Source organism: Pedobacter xixiisoli, from assembly GCF_900215335.1.
Lineage (GTDB): Bacteria > Bacteroidota > Bacteroidia > Sphingobacteriales > Sphingobacteriaceae > Pedobacter > Pedobacter xixiisoli.
This window is the reverse complement of sequence record NZ_OCMT01000003.1, coordinates 534,946-550,655: the sequence shown is the minus strand read 5'-3', so window position 1 is coordinate 550,655 and position 15,710 is coordinate 534,946. Positions and strand designations below refer to the sequence as shown.

The 15,710-nt window shown below is 34.7% G+C and carries 18 protein-coding genes; 16 read left to right on the top strand and 2 right to left on the bottom strand.

The window, feature by feature from the left end; all coding sequences use genetic code 11:
- Positions 1-115 precede the first annotated feature (115 nt).
- The 16 genes from CRO54_RS14440 (at position 116) to CRO54_RS14365 (ending at position 14,349) form a co-directional block, all read left to right on the top strand.
- On the top strand, positions 116-979 hold the full coding sequence (locus CRO54_RS14440; RefSeq protein ID WP_097132783.1) for a hypothetical protein: 864 nt from the start codon (positions 116-118) through the stop codon (positions 977-979).
- A 297-nt stretch (positions 980-1,276) separates the two neighbouring features.
- A complete protein-coding gene (locus CRO54_RS14435; RefSeq protein WP_097132782.1) occupies positions 1,277-2,905 on the top strand; it encodes a hypothetical protein in 1,629 nt (542 codons plus the stop codon).
- Between the two features lie 16 nt (positions 2,906-2,921).
- Positions 2,922-3,410 carry a hypothetical protein gene (locus CRO54_RS14430; RefSeq protein ID WP_138765839.1) on the top strand — a complete coding sequence of 163 codons (489 nt, stop codon included), beginning with the start codon at positions 2,922-2,924 and terminating at the stop codon, positions 3,408-3,410.
- Between the two features lie 21 nt (positions 3,411-3,431).
- Positions 3,432-3,857 (top strand): hypothetical protein, encoded by a 426-nt coding sequence (locus CRO54_RS14425; RefSeq protein ID WP_097132780.1) that lies wholly within the window; start codon positions 3,432-3,434, stop codon positions 3,855-3,857.
- Between the two features lie 118 nt (positions 3,858-3,975).
- Positions 3,976-4,548, top strand: a complete 573-nt coding sequence (locus CRO54_RS14420) for a hypothetical protein (protein ID WP_138765838.1) — start codon at positions 3,976-3,978, stop codon at positions 4,546-4,548.
- Between the two features lie 64 nt (positions 4,549-4,612).
- Positions 4,613-6,580, top strand: coding sequence for a WG repeat-containing protein (locus tag CRO54_RS14415; protein ID WP_097132778.1), 1,968 nt, complete (start codon positions 4,613-4,615; stop codon positions 6,578-6,580).
- Between the two features lie 5 nt (positions 6,581-6,585).
- Entirely contained in the window at positions 6,586-7,092 is a 507-nt protein-coding gene (locus CRO54_RS14410; protein ID WP_097132777.1) for a hypothetical protein, read from the top strand.
- A 2-nt stretch (positions 7,093-7,094) separates the two neighbouring features.
- Positions 7,095-7,697, top strand: coding sequence for a hypothetical protein (locus CRO54_RS14405; protein ID WP_097132776.1), 603 nt, complete (start codon positions 7,095-7,097; stop codon positions 7,695-7,697).
- 4 nt (positions 7,698-7,701) lie between these two features.
- Positions 7,702-8,220 (top strand): hypothetical protein, encoded by a 519-nt coding sequence (locus tag CRO54_RS14400; RefSeq protein ID WP_097132775.1) that lies wholly within the window; start codon positions 7,702-7,704, stop codon positions 8,218-8,220.
- A 9-nt stretch (positions 8,221-8,229) separates the two neighbouring features.
- The gene (locus CRO54_RS14395; protein ID WP_097132774.1) at positions 8,230-9,372 is read left to right on the top strand and encodes a hypothetical protein; all 1,143 of its coding nucleotides are present in this window, start codon (positions 8,230-8,232) and stop codon (positions 9,370-9,372) included.
- A 15-nt stretch (positions 9,373-9,387) separates the two neighbouring features.
- A complete protein-coding gene (locus CRO54_RS14390; RefSeq protein WP_097132773.1) occupies positions 9,388-9,933 on the top strand; it encodes a hypothetical protein in 546 nt (181 codons plus the stop codon).
- A gap of 2 nt (positions 9,934-9,935) precedes the next feature.
- Entirely contained in the window at positions 9,936-11,183 is a 1,248-nt protein-coding gene (locus tag CRO54_RS14385) for a YARHG domain-containing protein (RefSeq protein WP_171047918.1), read from the top strand.
- Positions 11,184-11,187: 4 nt separating this feature from the next.
- Complete coding sequence (locus CRO54_RS14380; RefSeq protein ID WP_097132771.1) at positions 11,188-12,240, top strand: hypothetical protein; 1,053 nt, start codon at positions 11,188-11,190, stop codon at positions 12,238-12,240.
- A 178-nt stretch (positions 12,241-12,418) separates the two neighbouring features.
- A complete protein-coding gene (locus CRO54_RS14375; protein WP_097132770.1) occupies positions 12,419-12,622 on the top strand; it encodes a hypothetical protein in 204 nt (67 codons plus the stop codon).
- Between the two features lie 70 nt (positions 12,623-12,692).
- Entirely contained in the window at positions 12,693-13,487 is a 795-nt protein-coding gene (locus CRO54_RS14370) for a hypothetical protein (protein ID WP_097132769.1), read from the top strand.
- A 139-nt stretch (positions 13,488-13,626) separates the two neighbouring features.
- Positions 13,627-14,349 (top strand): hypothetical protein, encoded by a 723-nt coding sequence (locus tag CRO54_RS14365; protein WP_097132768.1) that lies wholly within the window; start codon positions 13,627-13,629, stop codon positions 14,347-14,349.
- 22 nt (positions 14,350-14,371) lie between these two features.
- Here CRO54_RS14365 and CRO54_RS14360 read toward each other — a convergent pair whose 3' ends face one another.
- Positions 14,372-14,554, bottom strand: a complete 183-nt coding sequence (locus CRO54_RS14360) for a hypothetical protein (protein WP_097132767.1) — start codon at positions 14,552-14,554, stop codon at positions 14,372-14,374.
- Between the two features lie 4 nt (positions 14,555-14,558).
- Positions 14,559-15,680: an acyloxyacyl hydrolase gene (locus CRO54_RS14355; protein WP_097132766.1), complete on the bottom strand. Its 1,122-nt coding sequence runs from the start codon at positions 15,678-15,680 to the stop codon at positions 14,559-14,561.
- Between the last annotated feature and the right edge of the window lie 30 nt (positions 15,681-15,710).

Genomic DNA, 15,710 nt, shown 5'->3' with positions numbered 1-15,710 from the left:
TGAAGACGACCTTAACTTTAGAAGTACTTCGTGTCTCTCGATGAACTGGAATATTGGTGCGAACAAACAATAGGACTAGCAAAGCATTCCACACTAAAAATAGTGAAGATATATTATGAAAAAACTAAACATTCTACTTATCATTCTCATTTCTACATTGATTTCTTGTGCGCAAGAAAAAACAGCTCATAAACCAATAATAAAGTCTGAAGAAATTATCTTTTATAAACTAGATGAAGGTGGAAAAAAAAAGACACAAGAAGGACCAGGAATGGACGAATTAGTAGAGTACAATACCGATGGAAAAACATCAAAAGTATATGTAATTGAGTTTGATAAAGCCAAGAACAAAAATATTTACTATCTAAACGAACGCTATTTTTACGAAGGTAATAACCTCATCAAAAAAGAAAAATTAGGTTACCTAACTGGCGATGTTTATGAAGAAGTTTCATACAAATACATACAAGATAAATTAGTTAAAAAAGACACTAGAAGTATAGAAAATGGTAAAGAAGTACTCAAAAAAGACGGCAGTTTTTATTCGGATTATGTTTACGGCGACAACATAGAAATCGAGAAAGTTTATGAGTATGATGACCAGAAAAAAGCTTTTGTTTTAGCTTACATCTCACATAAATTGTTCGATGTTCGCAACAACGTGATACAAGAAAAACTGGAAGATACGAATGGCGAAATCTATGAGCAAAAAGATTTAACTTATAACAAAGAAAATAAGCTAATTAAGGAAATACAGTCCATTAGGAATCCATCGACAATAACTTATCAATACAATGAAGAGGGAGATATAATAGAAAACAAATACGAGAGCGAAGGAAACATTGTAACTATAAACTATTTTATTAAATATGATTTCAATAAGAAGTGGACTGAAAAAAAAGAAGTAACGACAACAAATGTTAAAAGACAAATCCCCGAGCCAGAGTCTATCATTAACCGAAAAATAGTTTACTACTAACACGAGAAAACTTCCGTTCAAAGCAATTCATGGTAGACTTTCGGTTATCCCATTTAAAAAACTCGACATGCCTGTTAAGTGCTTCAAGGCAAAATTGAAATGGTTGCTTATCAATAACATTTTAATCATAAGCCTAACCATAGTCAGTTTTGCATTTGTGCAGCCTATTGTTGTCTTGCCTATTGTTCAAAATTCGATTTGCAAATAATAAGCCTTAATAGCCGAATAATTTTCAAAAGGTAACGAATAACAGAACGCCAATGTTGTTTGTTAAATAAGCACTAACTTAATGTTCAAATGAAAAAAATAATCCTTCTGATTTTGGTTTCAATTATCGGTCAATCGCTACATGCCAGCGAATGTTATCACTATCATACCTCTAAAACACATGCCATTATCAAAAAAGAGAATGGTATTTTTTACCAGTATACGGAGAAAGATCCTAACGCAATTAGCTTTGTTCAACAGATTAACAAACCAATAAAGGGAATAGACCAAGCAAGCTACAAATATGCTGGTGAAGATGAAGCAACCTTTATGTTCAGCGATAAAAACGGTTTCTATCTTTTACCAAAGGATGGTCAACATGAGGAAAGGACAGCTGTGTTTTCTAAAATTCTACCTAACAATGTTGGGCAAAAACATATCAATGGGCGTTTGTTCTTAATCAATGACAAATGGATTTATTTTAACGGTTGGAAGCAAAACATTACCAAAATAGTGCTAGATGGCTTGCCTGTAAATATCAGCAATATCAAATGCTTTAGTTCTGGCATGTATTTGAAAAGCGATAAGCAGGTGTTTTCTGTAAATATTGATTTGTACGCCAAAAAAGCAACAATTAAGGCGATCCCAAATTTAAATCCGGCACAACTTGTTTACTATGCTTGCAACCCTGCCGAAAACGAAGATTTTATTGCAGATGAGCAACACATTTATTCCGTTAGAAACGATGGCAGCTTTGATGAAGTTACACCACAACTTTTGGCATTGGGCGTTAAACGAAAATTCAACCAATTGAAATTAATGAACAATCCCATTACCATTTGGTGGAGCGATAAGGTGCTGAAAAAACGTCAAGGTCATTCTGTATCTGGTAAAAATCCTTTAACTGGAGAAGACATTGACATTAATTTCAGCTATTCTACTTCTACGCCTTTACAGCCTATTTATGGCAATGTGGATTTCATACGTTTTCAGCAAAAAATTTACCCAATTTGGGATGATGATTTTAGCACACCTTATCCCGTAAAGACAGACGCATCTAAACTTAAAGCGGTTGAAGGAGGCTTATTTCAAGGTGAGGATTTTTACTACATGGAAGCCGATAATATGAAGATTCTCAACACAAATATACCTGCTAGCGCTAAATATTTTACCGGAAGATATGGTTATGGTAAGTATTTACCCAAAGCTTTGGCAACCGATAAGTACATCTACTTTATTGGCGATCGATTTGACCCCAAAACTGAAAACAAACAAACGCTAAGTGGCAGCAAGGTTAAACAACTGGGGCTATTTTACCTATTTAATAACGCACTGTTTGATGGCAAAGAAAGTTACCCCATTACTGCTGACGGCGAAACCTTAGTTAACTTGGGTTCTTTTGTAGAAGTAATCAATTCTTGCGCAGGCGAAATGCCCAACACACCGCAGGTAGCCGTGAAGTATCATCAATTTTTGAAGGATAAAAATGCCGTTTATTATTTTGATGAAGCGGGTAAAAAATTGCAAGTAATACAAACTGCAAACCCTTATGATTTTAAGGCAGACAATTACGAGCAGCTGCAAGAACTATACAAAATTAAAGATGTAAAAGGAACGGTAAAAAAAAAGACTAAATCGAACTTAAACTTTTACTTTATCGCTGGTGGAGTAGTTTTTATGTTAGGCGTATTGGGTTATTATTTAATTAGACGAAAATAGGATAAAAATGAGCATCATGAAAAAAGAGAATAATATCAACAAGCCAGTTTTAATTGCCGGAGTAGTAATTTTTACGATTAGTGTATGCATCATTTTTCCTTATGAGAGTAGCAAAACCAGTTACCTTGCAGAGCTACATTTTACATTTTTAACCTTAGCCTTAGCCATGTTTACTTTAATGTATGGCTTAATGGGCAAGCATTTCTTTAAAGGATTATTATTCTTAATCTTCAGTGCGATATTTGGCTTTTGCTCTTGGGCAATCTTTCTCTATAATGATTTCTGGGGTGTTATTCCTGCTTTGTATGCAGGTGTTCCCGCTGGCATTGTAGCGGGCTTGGTATTTTTGATTTTTAACTACCAATTTATCAAAGATGACAACAAAACTAGGCTGTTTGTGAAAAGGTTGATCCTATACAGCGTTATTCTTTTCATCTCTTCGCTCCTATTTGCTAAAGGCGGCGATTGGATTTTTGAACTTACCGAGTATTTTAAGAACAAATAGCCTGTTTCAAAAACAATCCAGATGCTGAACAGAACTAAAAGGCTCATTTTAACCGCTATAACTATAGAAATTATTGGTGCAATTTTCATTTCATCCTTCTTTTACACTATGTTTTTTGGTTTAAATGAAACCATTGAAATATTTCGATGGCTGTTCTTTCCTATACTTTTCGGCACCATATTAACCTATGCTTTAGGCTGGTTTATAGGCAGCAGTTTTTCTGCCAATTATGTGTTTAAAAAATGGCAGGGCATACTCATGATGTTCGCATTGCTGATAGTCGGAATTTGTGGCGCCATGCTTAGCCTTTCTTTTGCATCAAACAATGACATCAATAGCATTGATGCTATTTTTCCTGTGATTTTCGTTTTTCTTGCATTTGGTGGTCTGCCAACTTTGATTTTAGGTTTATGGCTTGGAAGCCAGCTGAAGAAGAAGCAAGTTTAGCCCAGTTGTCCACGAATAATAAACCAATGCTAGCGAATTGTAATTGCTACAAAAATTTTAAAAGTTTAAAGTTAAATTTAAGAAACATCTGTTATCAACAGACTAAATAATCAGCTAAATGGTGTTACGAATAATCATACTAACTGTTGCCTTTGCAATCATCACTTTCGGGATTGTAATGTTTTTTAACGCAAAGGATAGGATGTTTATTCCGCTGATACTTTTAAGTTCGCTAGTTTTCTCCATTATACTGCTCAGAGAGGTCTATAAAAATTTTGTTATCGAATTTAAACCAGTACAGAACACAGCAATTGACTACCAATCTCCAGCAAATCATGAACTTGGTAGTTTAAGAAAGATATCTGAGCGCCCTTTCTTTTTCGGCTTGGAAAAAAAGCTGGTTAGTGATAACGAATTTTATTTTGATGAACAGAATTTTTATGCGATCAATAAAGATGGAGAGCAGGCTATATTTCCACTCAAAGATATCGTAGAATTAAGCGGCACTTCGGTTACTGTTTCTCAAAGAAGAATTTGGAAGGTATATATAGATTCACCAACTGGAAAAATTGAATTTAAACTAGCCCCAAATTATACTATTTGGAACAAAAGCTTTGAAATTTTCTATCAAAAAGTTAAAAGCATTAACCCAGAGGCTGTAAAAACCAAATGGACTTTATGGCGGATGTAAAAACTATGGCAGCAAACTCTAGCCACGCTTAAAATTATTGAAACAAATGAACAAATACTTTCATATGAAATTTAAATACCTCTTTATTTTACTTTTTACAAGTTCATTTTTTACCGCTTGCAGCCAGAAAAAGGTAGTACAAACGATAGAAGCGAAAAAGTATATCGCTTCTTTAAAAGCGATGGGTTACGATGAGCTTAAAAGTCAGTTAAAAAAAGACACAACGCTACTGAACAAATTAATTAAAACGGCAACTTTCGAATTACAACTCACTTCACATTTTTCATCTGGAGAGAAAAGTACCGTTGACAAATCGGTGCCAGAATTTGAAATTAACCATGATGAAGCTAAAATAAAAGCGCTTTTTAACGATTACTGCAACAAATTGCTATTTGAACAAAACTTTAGCGACAACGCAAATGAAGAGAGTTTTAATCTTTATGGACAGGATTTATTTTCGTACGAAAGTAGGTTTAGCTTAACCGACGACAACCACGTTTTGGAAAAAAAGGACAGTTTGTTTAAGCCTTTTAAAAACAATGTGGTAACCAACGAAAAGGCCTACTTTTTTAGGGGTAAAAAAATAGCAAAAGCAGATATTGGATTGAAGCGCATTGACAGTATTGAGACAGAGGTGAGCTTAAAACTCCCTATCGATTTTGAAAAATTTTCGATAAATAAATCTGATAAAACTGCTAAGTATAAAGATGATAAGATTGAGATAGAAAGCCTAAAAGAAAACGTGGCTCAGCTAAAAATTCCGATGGGTTTATATAGCGAAATCATAGCTTACCAAGCTACGAATGGTAAAAATGTGAGAATGAATACCAGTGCATTAAGTGCTACGCCAATGCTTGGAATTGATAAAAAAGTAAGTGAAATTTTAAAGGAGCTGCTCAATATTTTCACTGAAGTATTAAAGGAAAATGACGAAAAAAGTGGCAAAGAGAAGCTCAATCAAATTAACCAAAATCATTTAAATGCTAAGATTGATATGGCCGAGTTTGATGTTTATTTAGATAAACTTTCGAAGGATAAAGCGAAAATTGAAGAGTTAGGCGATATTGGTTTGTACAACGAAATTGCCAATGCTGGCAAAAAGGTAATTGGTGTGCAAACGCAATTTGTATTTGCAGAATTTCCAGATGATATTAACAGCATTGATGTTTTTGTAGCTACTAAATCTGTTTCGTTTCAAAACAAAGCTATGATTAAGTATGGCAACCATTACTTAAACCCAAAATATTTTGATGACGCTAAACCCAATATTGTTTTTTATAGCCATAAAACCGACAGAAAATTTGGTGTCTCCAATCGGGATGGCGAAACCATTATTGCACCTAAATATGATGAACTAAAACAGCTTTCGAACGAGTATTTTACGGGTGATGAAAAATTGTATTGGTTAGATGTGGCTGATAAAAAAATGGTTCCGCTTCCGCAATACAAAAATTATATACAAAGTTTAAAAGCTGGCTACGATGTTTTTGAGAAAGCAGTTGGTGATGATGGAAAGTTAGGTGTGGTGCTAAATCGAGATAAAATCATTTTGCCTTTTGAATATTACCGCTTCGAAAAACATGAAAAATTCATTATCGCCAGCAAAACGCATAATCTAGATGAACTTTACGATTTAAACTTTAAAAAACTGCCAAATAAAGGCATTCAAAAAATGAATACGGTAGACAATTTTATTGCTACCGACATTAAATTCCCAGCAGTTTTTGTAGGAGAAGATAGCCATCATAAAAAGGCTTTGGTTGACAAAAACTTGAACCTATTAACGGGTTTTAAATACGAGTTTATCAATCCGTTTTTTGGTGTGAACAATTATTACATCGCTGGTGTTAGAACTGCTGACGGAAGCAATTATTGGTACGGAATTATAGACGAAAAAGGTAAGGAAGTTACGCCGTTTATCTTTTGCAATATTGCCGAAGAATTTGATAAAAATGGTAAACTGAAATTTTGTTTAAAAGACAAAAGGGAGGCCATGGATTTTAAAGCGTTTTTGTTGAAGTATAAAAAATAGTAGAAATGATAAAGGAAAAGACCTTGCTAAAATTCGGGATTGTACTTGCCATCTGTTTTGCGGTACATATCTCAATTGGTCTTTTTTCGAGCTTAATCGTTAATAATTTCATCTTAAAAACTCAATTGGCGAACTTCACTATTTACGATGGCTATGCAGATTTGAGTATGCTATTAGCTTATATTTCCATGTCAGCTTTGCTTGTTTTTAATAAAATTAAAGGCAATGCTTTGCTAATAGCGCTGGGTGCCTTTGCGGTTATTTTAGTGAGCAAAGTTTTCGTAATCGATATTGTTGAACATTACATTAGATTCTATGTAAAAACTCAACAAAATGGAGGTTATAGCTTATATAGTTTCAGAAACGAACTGACGAAACAATGGGATCGTTTGCTTTTCGAGTTTAGCAATCTAGGTCAGTTCCTGTCTTTCTTGCTTTGGCTTTTCGTCGCTTTACTCGCTATTTGTTATTTATCCCTTTGGGCAAAAAAAGTAAAATTTAAAACAACGTAATTATGAAAAAAGCATTTATAACTACTATACTTTCTATTGTATACCTATCAGCGTTTTCTCAAGAAAAACTAGTTAAAGACATCGATTTCGACGGAAAAAAAGACACGATATATGTAGATGAAACCGAAAGTAAAATCATCTGTAGGTTATCGACACAAAATTTCAGAAAACTGAAGTCTGGAACCATCGAGACATTACATGCCAACAGTCCAGTGGAGGGCACCAAAAACGGCTTCGAGTTTAGAAATAACTGGATGCGTTCGGGTTATGCGATGCAATTTCGATATGAGAAAAACGAAAAACGCATTCGTTTGATTGGCATGAGCGACTATGCTTTTGGCAATGCCGCTGGCGATGGTAGTGGAGAATCGAGCATTAACCTACTTACTGGAGATTACATCGGCTTGTGGAATTATTACGACCATAATGCGAATAACGAAAAAGGAGCGCTAATTAAAATTCCAGCAGCTAAAGCAAAAATCTATTTGAAGAAAACCTATCTCGAAGATATTGGTGACAACATCTATTATACATTTACCGAGAAAAGACGTCCCATAGATAAAAAGCAAGAAACATTAGAAAGAAACCGCAGAAACAAAAAATAACAAGATGAGAAAACTAATTGCCTTTATGGTTGCTTTAGTAAGCATTAGTGCATTTGCACAAAAAACGCCTCCACCAAAAGTGGTGCGACTAGCCGGTACATCAGATATTTTAAAAACAGATAAGCGCTCGGCAGATTTTTTAATTAAGAACACCAAATTTAATGTTTATCTCGGTTATCAAAAACCTGAAGAAATGCGTCGACAAAAAAAGGGAGATACTTTACAGGTATACAAAATCGCATTGGATAAAAGGAAATTTAGTGAACTCGAGGTTGTAAAATTTGCGACAAATGGAAATGAAATCATTATAGATGGGAAATATAATGTATCCAAAGACACGCTTACGGTTATTCAAAATTTTTACGATTACATCGGTTCCTATTGCATTACTACAAAATACATTGCCGATAAATATGGCTTAAAAAAAACCAGTGAAAACATGAAGGCAATAAAATCTGAAAGATTAACTAAAAGGCATCGGAAACCTGCAGAAATGAAAGCTCCACCTGAAATTAAAAACTAAACTAAGACTATGAAAAAACTCTTATTGACAGCCATTTTACCGCTGATGATTTCTTGTACCAAGAAAGAACAAATAGACTTAGCTAAGTCGAGCCTGAATGAACCGGTAAAAAATGTGATTAGCTATGATAACGATTTATTTATTGGTGTACAAACAGTAGAATATCCATTTAGTTTATTGCTAGAAGTTGAAAACTCAGCTAACTATACTTTCGATGGTATTGATTTAAAAGGACAGCGAGTTATTTTTCAAATTGGTTCAGAAAAACTGAAAACAGACAGCATTACCAGATTTGGCGGTGGGCATGTCGATTTAAAGCCAATCAAAAATGAAAACGATTTGAATGCAGCGTTAAAAAGTTATGGTGCCGAAAGCAAAATTTACGGTGTGAGGATTGAGATGACCACACCAGAATTAAAAGCAGAAATTTTAAAGAAAATTGAAGCAAAATATGGCAAGGGCACCAAAAATCCGAATACTGACAATGGCCTATACTGGAACATCAAAAAAGAGAATAAATATATTTTCTTCGCACCAGATTATAAGCGATTAATCATTGTAAACAACAGCAATTTATCTAAAACTTGCTATTGGGATATCATGAACGGCATGATCGATTTTGGTGGTTGCGATAACGAAAAATACATGGCAGAGTTGGTAAAAAACTCGACCAAACCAGAAGATGTGAAGGGAAAACCAGTGATTAAAATTGATAAAAACTGGAATATCAACGGCTTGGTTCTAGGTAAAACTAACGAAGAAGAATTGGTAAAATCTGCCACAAATAAAAGTTTTGAAAGAATGAGCGAGTTTGATGGAAGTACTGGAAACGTATCACAAATTATCTATCAGGATAACTACCACGATTTCTACTTCTACTTATCTGCCAATAAAGCTAATCCAGAAAACCAAAAGGGAAACTTAATCAACGGTTATGCCATAAATGATTTTAGAAAGGTTGCTATCACGTTCGAAAATGGTTTAAAAGTAGGGCAAAAGTTTGCGGATATTGTTAAATCACTAGATAAAACATCCATTAAAAATTACGATGACCTCAAGTTTTCTAACTACATCGAAATTAAAAACCAAACTTATACGGTGACATTAAACTTTGATGAGAACATGTTGCTCTCTGGGATGTACGTTAAATAGAACTCCTGTTTTATCATGAAAAAACTGCTGCTTTTTCTGGTGTTATTTGTAAGTACTGTAACTTGTTTTGCAGGTGGATTATCAGCTTGGCAAGAAAACACGCCTTATGGCCATACCATAGACCATGATGGCTCTGCTGGTGGCTGGGTTTGTCTTTCCATGGATACAAATTCCGTGTGTTTTAAGCATTTTTATTTCTACAAAGGGCACACTATTGCGCATAGCGACAGCCTATATTTCATCATCAACGAAGTTAAAGAAACCGTACAAAAATTTAACAATGAGCAGAAATGGCTACAAGAAATTAAGCAACAAAATTTGAAGCCACTGTTTAAAAGAGAGTATAATTCAGATTACAGCTCAATTTTTGGAGACGGTATTTTCTTCTTTATCGTGTTTTTCCCAGTTCCTTTACTAATGCCTTTGCTATGGCTTTCTTGCATCATTAGCCTTGCTTTTCCTTGGAAAAGAGCAAAAGGTTTTCGCAAACATTATTCATGGATTTATCCAAGCATTATTTTGATCATGGTGCTATACAGCGTTTTTCCACAAAGTTTTTAAGCATGAAAAAAATCATTTACATCTTATTTTTAGTGGCTTCTTCGGCTTTTGCTCAGCAAAAAACTGCGGGTAATAATTGTCCTTGTACTGTACAATCTGCGATTAGCGAATGGAAACCTGAGTTTAAAAAAGGATTTGACCAAAAAAGCATTTTCAACAGTTTTGCTTATACGGTAAACGGGATTTACATTGCAGAGGACCGAGATACGGTTTATCAAATCAAAATTATAGTAGACCCAAAATCGTACGGCACTTTTGTGTATTATCAGCACCTTAGTTTTAGTAAAGCAAGGCTGATGAATAAGCAGGTTACACTTTGCGAAACCTCTACAAATGTACACGATGGCGGTTGGATAGGTAACAATATTTTTGAACCTAAAAATGCCATCAATAAACAATTTGTAGCTTCTAGTTTTTTTGTGGGCGAAAGCTATTTACGTATAGATAAAAGTCACTTTTTTAGGCTTTACAAGTGTGATAAGAAAAACGAGTTTGGTATTCATGATGCAGATAGACAACGTTATTACCGCAAAACATATTGGGAAATTGAGGGCGATTACCCTGAAATTTCAATGCGCAGTTTTACCCAAATAGATGTTAAAAAATACAACAAACAACAGCTGGCAGAAATGAGAAATACCATTTATGCCCGTTACAATTATGCTTTCAAGGAAGGCGGAAAATGGTATCAGCATTTTAACAAAAAACCGGATTACCGTTGGAACCATTTTAAGGATGTAACACCATTTTTAACGCATGTAGAAAAAGAGAATATTAAATATATTACCGCTTTTGAAAGTGCCGATTATTACGACAATCAATACAAAAACGATTTCATAGATTTTTGGCAAAAATTTAGAATAACCGTACAGGAAAATAATACTGAAAAACTATTTCCTTTTATCCAATTTCCTTTTATTGTTAACGGCGAACATGACGGAATGCCGGAGTTGAAAATCAGCCAGCAGCAATTTGCTAAAATTTGGCCGATGCTCTTACAACAAGAAAACTACGACATCAATGGTACTAACAAATTGGTATCATGGCTTTCTAAAAGTGTGTTTAGCAAAGTTGATCCCTTTGCGGAGCTGATGTTACATACCAAAACCAATAGCATTGCCAACCTCGACTTTGGAAAATTAAATGGTACTTGGAAAATGTCCGGTGCTTACGCAGACACCGATTTATATCCAAAAATACAAAGCATGTTGATGGCAAATAAACCTAAATCCCCAGCAAAGAAAAACTAGTAAGATGAAGAAATCAGATGGAAAATGGGCCTCAATAATGGCTTTAATTACAACGCTATTCTCACCCGCTTGTAATTCTCGAGATCGCATTTTAGAACGAAATGAAAAGCCCTTATCAGCAGCTTATGCTAATTTTCAAGAGTTAGATGAGAAGTATAAGTCAGAGGATTTTGAAGTGAAATTAATTTGTGAAGCAGAGGGTTATCCAAATCCAATCCATGTTTTTCCATCGGTAAACAAACAATGGATTATTCGAGCTGATGCAGGGAAAGACGAAGAAACCAAGAACGACATGATTTTCTATAAATTGAATAGTGATGGCAATTTAACAGATACCATATTTACTCCCTACAAAGGACACTGGCCCGAACTTATTGGTAATTTCATGATTTTTACCAGCGCTAAAGATTCTTATTACAATACTTGGCCACTAGATGGCGATACTACAAAACAAACATTTAAAGTTTTAAATACCGATTTAGCGTGGAGTGCAGAAAAAGTGGAAAAGCAAATTAAAGATGCTAAATTGACTGCAGCATATTGGTTCTTAAAAGATGTAAGAGAAAACCGAGCGCATTACGTACAATTTTATTATTACCAAGACAAACAATGGCAAATGTTATGGCAAAAACTTCCAGGTTATCACAATGTTAAAGATAATGAAACTGCAGCTAGATATACCGAAGAAGCATTTCGAACTGGCGAATACAATTCCTATTTACCTGAAAATGTCTCTTTTTTACATTTCCATCCTTTAGAAAAATTATCTTACAGACACAACATTGGTGGTGGAGACCCTGGATTTAGTACAATCAATTGGCGAGGAAAAGCTTTTTTCAGCACAAAAATAGATGGGAAAGATTTCCTGTTTTTTGAGCCCAATGTATCGGTAGAAAATGAGCGATTTGACGGGAATAAAAATAGGTTTTACAGCATTTCTGGACCTGGTGCCTCTTCAAATATTTTCACGCCTTTTTTTTATACCGTACCAAATAGTTATGCCTTCTACACCTCAAATCGTAATAAGCTATATCTTATAAAAAAGAAAACCACATAACTGAGTACAATATAAATAGTTTTACACCAACGAATAATAAACGGAAACTAGCGAATTATAAGTCAACATCTACACTTATAAGACGCACTTATTTTTTTAAGGATGAGATACTTAGCTTTAGGATAATTAATCCTTTTGCGACAAGCAAAGGCAAATCTAAACGTAAAAAATTACAACTATGACCGTTACTTACATGATGTTGGCTTTCACCACAATCTATTTAGCAAGCACCTACCTTTATTACAGGTACACCGTGAAAAAAGGACAAGAATTTAGATATAAACCTTTATTTCTTTTGGTGATTGGGATACTATTCTTACTGTCGCTTTATGGTAGTTTAACCAGCACGCCATTTGGAGAAATAGTTCCATTTATTGGGTAATGAGGAATAGAAAGCATAATATTTAGACTAATTGGTATAAGCTGTAAATAAAGTTTTATTACTAAAGAACATGAAATACGTAAGTCTGATTATCTTCATTTTTATTATCGGTTGTAATCCAATCCCTAAAAAAGATGCGCACCCAGAAGTGCCTCTTTTAACTGAATTGCTAAAAGATAATTCGAAGTTTAGGAAAGTTTTAGACACGGAAGATTTGAGCGAACTTATCTTTTTAAACGATGATAGAATACTTATTAAACCGAATAACAGCAACTTGCCATTTAAAATTATTGAGGCTAATAAAAACGTAATTTTTCAAGATGTTTACGATTGGAACCTTCCGTTTTACGTAGATAAGCTAGGTAATTTATATTTTAATCGGAAGAAGTTCTTTTATCCGGATTACAAAAAGCAAGAACATTTTAAAACTGTTGTTTTTGCCGATAGCTTGAGTAAGAAATCGGAACAACTGAAAGATTTAAATGATAGCTTGAGATTAAAATCGATTGAAAAATACGAGCGAGAATTGCTGAGACCCTATGGTTTAAAGCCTTGCGAATATACCATTGTAAATACGGCTAGTTGTAACGTTTTTACCATTAGAAATGGAGCACTACTGGTTAGACAAACAGAACTTTTTAAGATAGAAATTCAAAAGCCTAAATTCGAAATTCCAAAGTTTGATGATGACATTTTAACGGGTTGGAACAACGGACGTTTGCCAAATCCGGTTTATTTGGCCTATTATAAATTAAACAATCAGAAATTTAAGTGTAATGATATGACTATGCCGAAAACGGTAACATTGCGAAATAAAACCTATTTGTATGCAGCTAGTTTAGGTTTGTATGAGGTGTTGTTTTAGTGCAGTTAACACGTCATTGCGAGGAACGAAGCAATCCTACAACTAAGAAAAGGCATTAAACTATCCTTAAGATTGCTTCGTTACTCGCAATGACGATGACTATAAATGATGTTCTTAAAATTTTCATTTACCAATTCCTATGAAAGCTTTTGTCTCCATTATATCTCTAATTATTATTACTCAATTTTCTTTTGCGCAGAGCGATAACCCTCTTATTAAGAAAACAGCCTCAAAAGCCACGGATTTCGTACCAAAGGGATGGAAATTGATTGCCGAAGCAAAGGGCGATTTAAATAAAGATGGCTTGGAAGATGTAGCACTGGTTATTGAAAATACCAATCCGAAAAACATAATCAATAATAGCGGTAAACTTGGCGACCCCGAATTAAACACAAACCCAAGATGTTTGCTAGTTGCTTTTAAGAAACCTAACGGATGGTATGAACTATTTGCAAAAAACACAACCTTTATTCCTCCTCCAAATGCAGAGGATGCTCCTTGCCTGCTGGATCCTTTTGGAGAAAATGGCTATATGGAAATAGTGAAAGGATTGTTGAAAATACACTTTCAAAATTTTTATAGTTGCGGCGCATGGGAGATTTACAATTTTGAATACATCTTCCGTTACCAACACCAAAAATTTGAATTGATAGGCTACAACAAATCCAGTATGCACCGTTCTTCTGGCGAACAGACAAACACTACCGTAAACTTCTCTACTTTAAAAATGAATTATACGAGTGGTTCAAATGCATTTAAAGATAGCGCTAGGCCCAAAACAATTTGGAAAAATCTCAAACCTAAGAGACTGTTTGAGCTTAGCACAATTCATCAAGATTCGCTTAAAATGTTTAATGATTAGACCTAGAAGCTAATTAGCTGGGTTACTTTCTAACTTTTATAACTCTTCCAGTTACCAAAGTGAATTCGTAGGTGCGATATAAACCATCGTCGGTAATTTCTACACTTTCCACCAAACCTGTTTTACTAAATGTGTCTGTTACCAAGTCGCCTTGCTTTATTTCATTAAGTACATCTAGTGGTGTGTCTTCGTTTAGCCTAATCATAAATTTATTTAGTGAACATCAAGCCTACACCTATATAGTCGGCTTCGGTTTGATGTATGTATATTTTGCCTTGCAATGCTAGCCAATTGTTCAATTTGTATTTTGCACCAGCAGTCCAATATGTTTTTATAGGCTTTAAGCTATCGTAATAAATGTAATAGCCATATTTTGCCATTATCGCCAAATCGCCCATCCAAAAATCTGGACCAATAGCCGCACCAACCCGCCATCTCTGTAATGAGGTAGCTTTTGATTGGTAAGTCTCTGTATTACGACTTGCATCGTACAAAGTATGGTAGTAAACCGCATCTATACCTGTACCAACTGCCATGTAGGAAGCAAATCTGTAATTGTAGCCCAAGTATAAGCCTGTGCGATACAAAAATTTCTTGCTTTGGTAAGCACCCCTACGTCCTATTCCAACACCAAAATCGAACGAATGTTTAGCATAACTGTTATCAACATTCGTACTTTGGGCTTCTTCTCCAGGCTTAAAATTCAAATACTTTTTTACGCCAATGCCCACATTAGCTAAATTCATACCATTATTTGGCACCCTAGAGCCGCCGTTAGAGTAATGAAGTACGTCTAAACTAGCAGTTAGTGATGTTTTTTCTGCAACTGGCACATTAAGTTTTAACGCTGCTCTAGCCGCAAAATTCAACTTACTACCTAACAAAGGGTTTTGATTAGTAAACCAAGTTTCGCCAGCGTAAAGTACACCAAACGCGGGAGCAATATCTACACTTGCTTTACCTACGTGGAGTAAAGGTAAAGTTATCCCTCCTAAAAGTGAATAACTATCTCCATATTCTCCTTTAATGGGCACAAGTACTCTATTTACTTGACCCATATTTTTATAGTTGAAAATAAAGTCTACGCTTTTAACACCCAAGTCTTGTATCCAAGCACTTTTACGATTAGTGGTGTTGATATGATAAGTAATTTCTCCACCGTAGGCACCACCTTGCAGTTGATGGTTATTAGCACTAAAAATGCCAATTGACTTTTGCAAATTGATTTCTAGGGAGTTCTGATTCTCTTGTCCGTTAGCCGATAAAGCAATAACAGACATTCCGAGTGCCAATAACATTGGCCTCCGGAAAGCTTTCGGAAGAATAAACATGTTTTAAATAAGTAGATAGATAGATTTATG

Excerpts from the sequence above, each read along its gene's own strand:
- CRO54_RS14380 (WP_097132771.1), top strand. The coding sequence starts at position 11,188 with ATGAAGAAATCAGATGGAAAATGGGCCTCAATAATGGCTTTAATTACA.
- CRO54_RS14400 (WP_097132775.1), top strand. The coding sequence starts at position 7,702 with ATGAGAAAACTAATTGCCTTTATGGTTGCTTTAGTAAGCATTAGTGCA.
- CRO54_RS14420 (WP_138765838.1), top strand. The coding sequence starts at position 3,976 with ATGGTGTTACGAATAATCATACTAACTGTTGCCTTTGCAATCATCACT.
- CRO54_RS14440 (WP_097132783.1), top strand. The coding sequence starts at position 116 with ATGAAAAAACTAAACATTCTACTTATCATTCTCATTTCTACATTGATT.
- CRO54_RS14435 (WP_097132782.1), top strand. The coding sequence starts at position 1,277 with ATGAAAAAAATAATCCTTCTGATTTTGGTTTCAATTATCGGTCAATCG.
- CRO54_RS14425 (WP_097132780.1), top strand. The coding sequence starts at position 3,432 with ATGCTGAACAGAACTAAAAGGCTCATTTTAACCGCTATAACTATAGAA.
- CRO54_RS14355 (WP_097132766.1), bottom strand. The coding sequence starts at position 15,680 with ATGTTTATTCTTCCGAAAGCTTTCCGGAGGCCAATGTTATTGGCACTC.
- CRO54_RS14385 (WP_171047918.1), top strand. The coding sequence starts at position 9,936 with ATGAAAAAAATCATTTACATCTTATTTTTAGTGGCTTCTTCGGCTTTT.
- CRO54_RS14370 (WP_097132769.1), top strand. The coding sequence starts at position 12,693 with ATGAAATACGTAAGTCTGATTATCTTCATTTTTATTATCGGTTGTAAT.
- CRO54_RS14415 (WP_097132778.1), top strand. The coding sequence starts at position 4,613 with ATGAAATTTAAATACCTCTTTATTTTACTTTTTACAAGTTCATTTTTT.
- CRO54_RS14410 (WP_097132777.1), top strand. The coding sequence starts at position 6,586 with ATGATAAAGGAAAAGACCTTGCTAAAATTCGGGATTGTACTTGCCATC.
- CRO54_RS14375 (WP_097132770.1), top strand. The coding sequence starts at position 12,419 with ATGACCGTTACTTACATGATGTTGGCTTTCACCACAATCTATTTAGCA.
- CRO54_RS14430 (WP_138765839.1), top strand. The coding sequence starts at position 2,922 with ATGAAAAAAGAGAATAATATCAACAAGCCAGTTTTAATTGCCGGAGTA.
- CRO54_RS14395 (WP_097132774.1), top strand. The coding sequence starts at position 8,230 with ATGAAAAAACTCTTATTGACAGCCATTTTACCGCTGATGATTTCTTGT.
- CRO54_RS14365 (WP_097132768.1), top strand. The coding sequence starts at position 13,627 with ATGAAAGCTTTTGTCTCCATTATATCTCTAATTATTATTACTCAATTT.
- CRO54_RS14390 (WP_097132773.1), top strand. The coding sequence starts at position 9,388 with ATGAAAAAACTGCTGCTTTTTCTGGTGTTATTTGTAAGTACTGTAACT.
- CRO54_RS14360 (WP_097132767.1), bottom strand. The coding sequence starts at position 14,554 with ATGATTAGGCTAAACGAAGACACACCACTAGATGTACTTAATGAAATA.
- CRO54_RS14405 (WP_097132776.1), top strand. The coding sequence starts at position 7,095 with ATGAAAAAAGCATTTATAACTACTATACTTTCTATTGTATACCTATCA.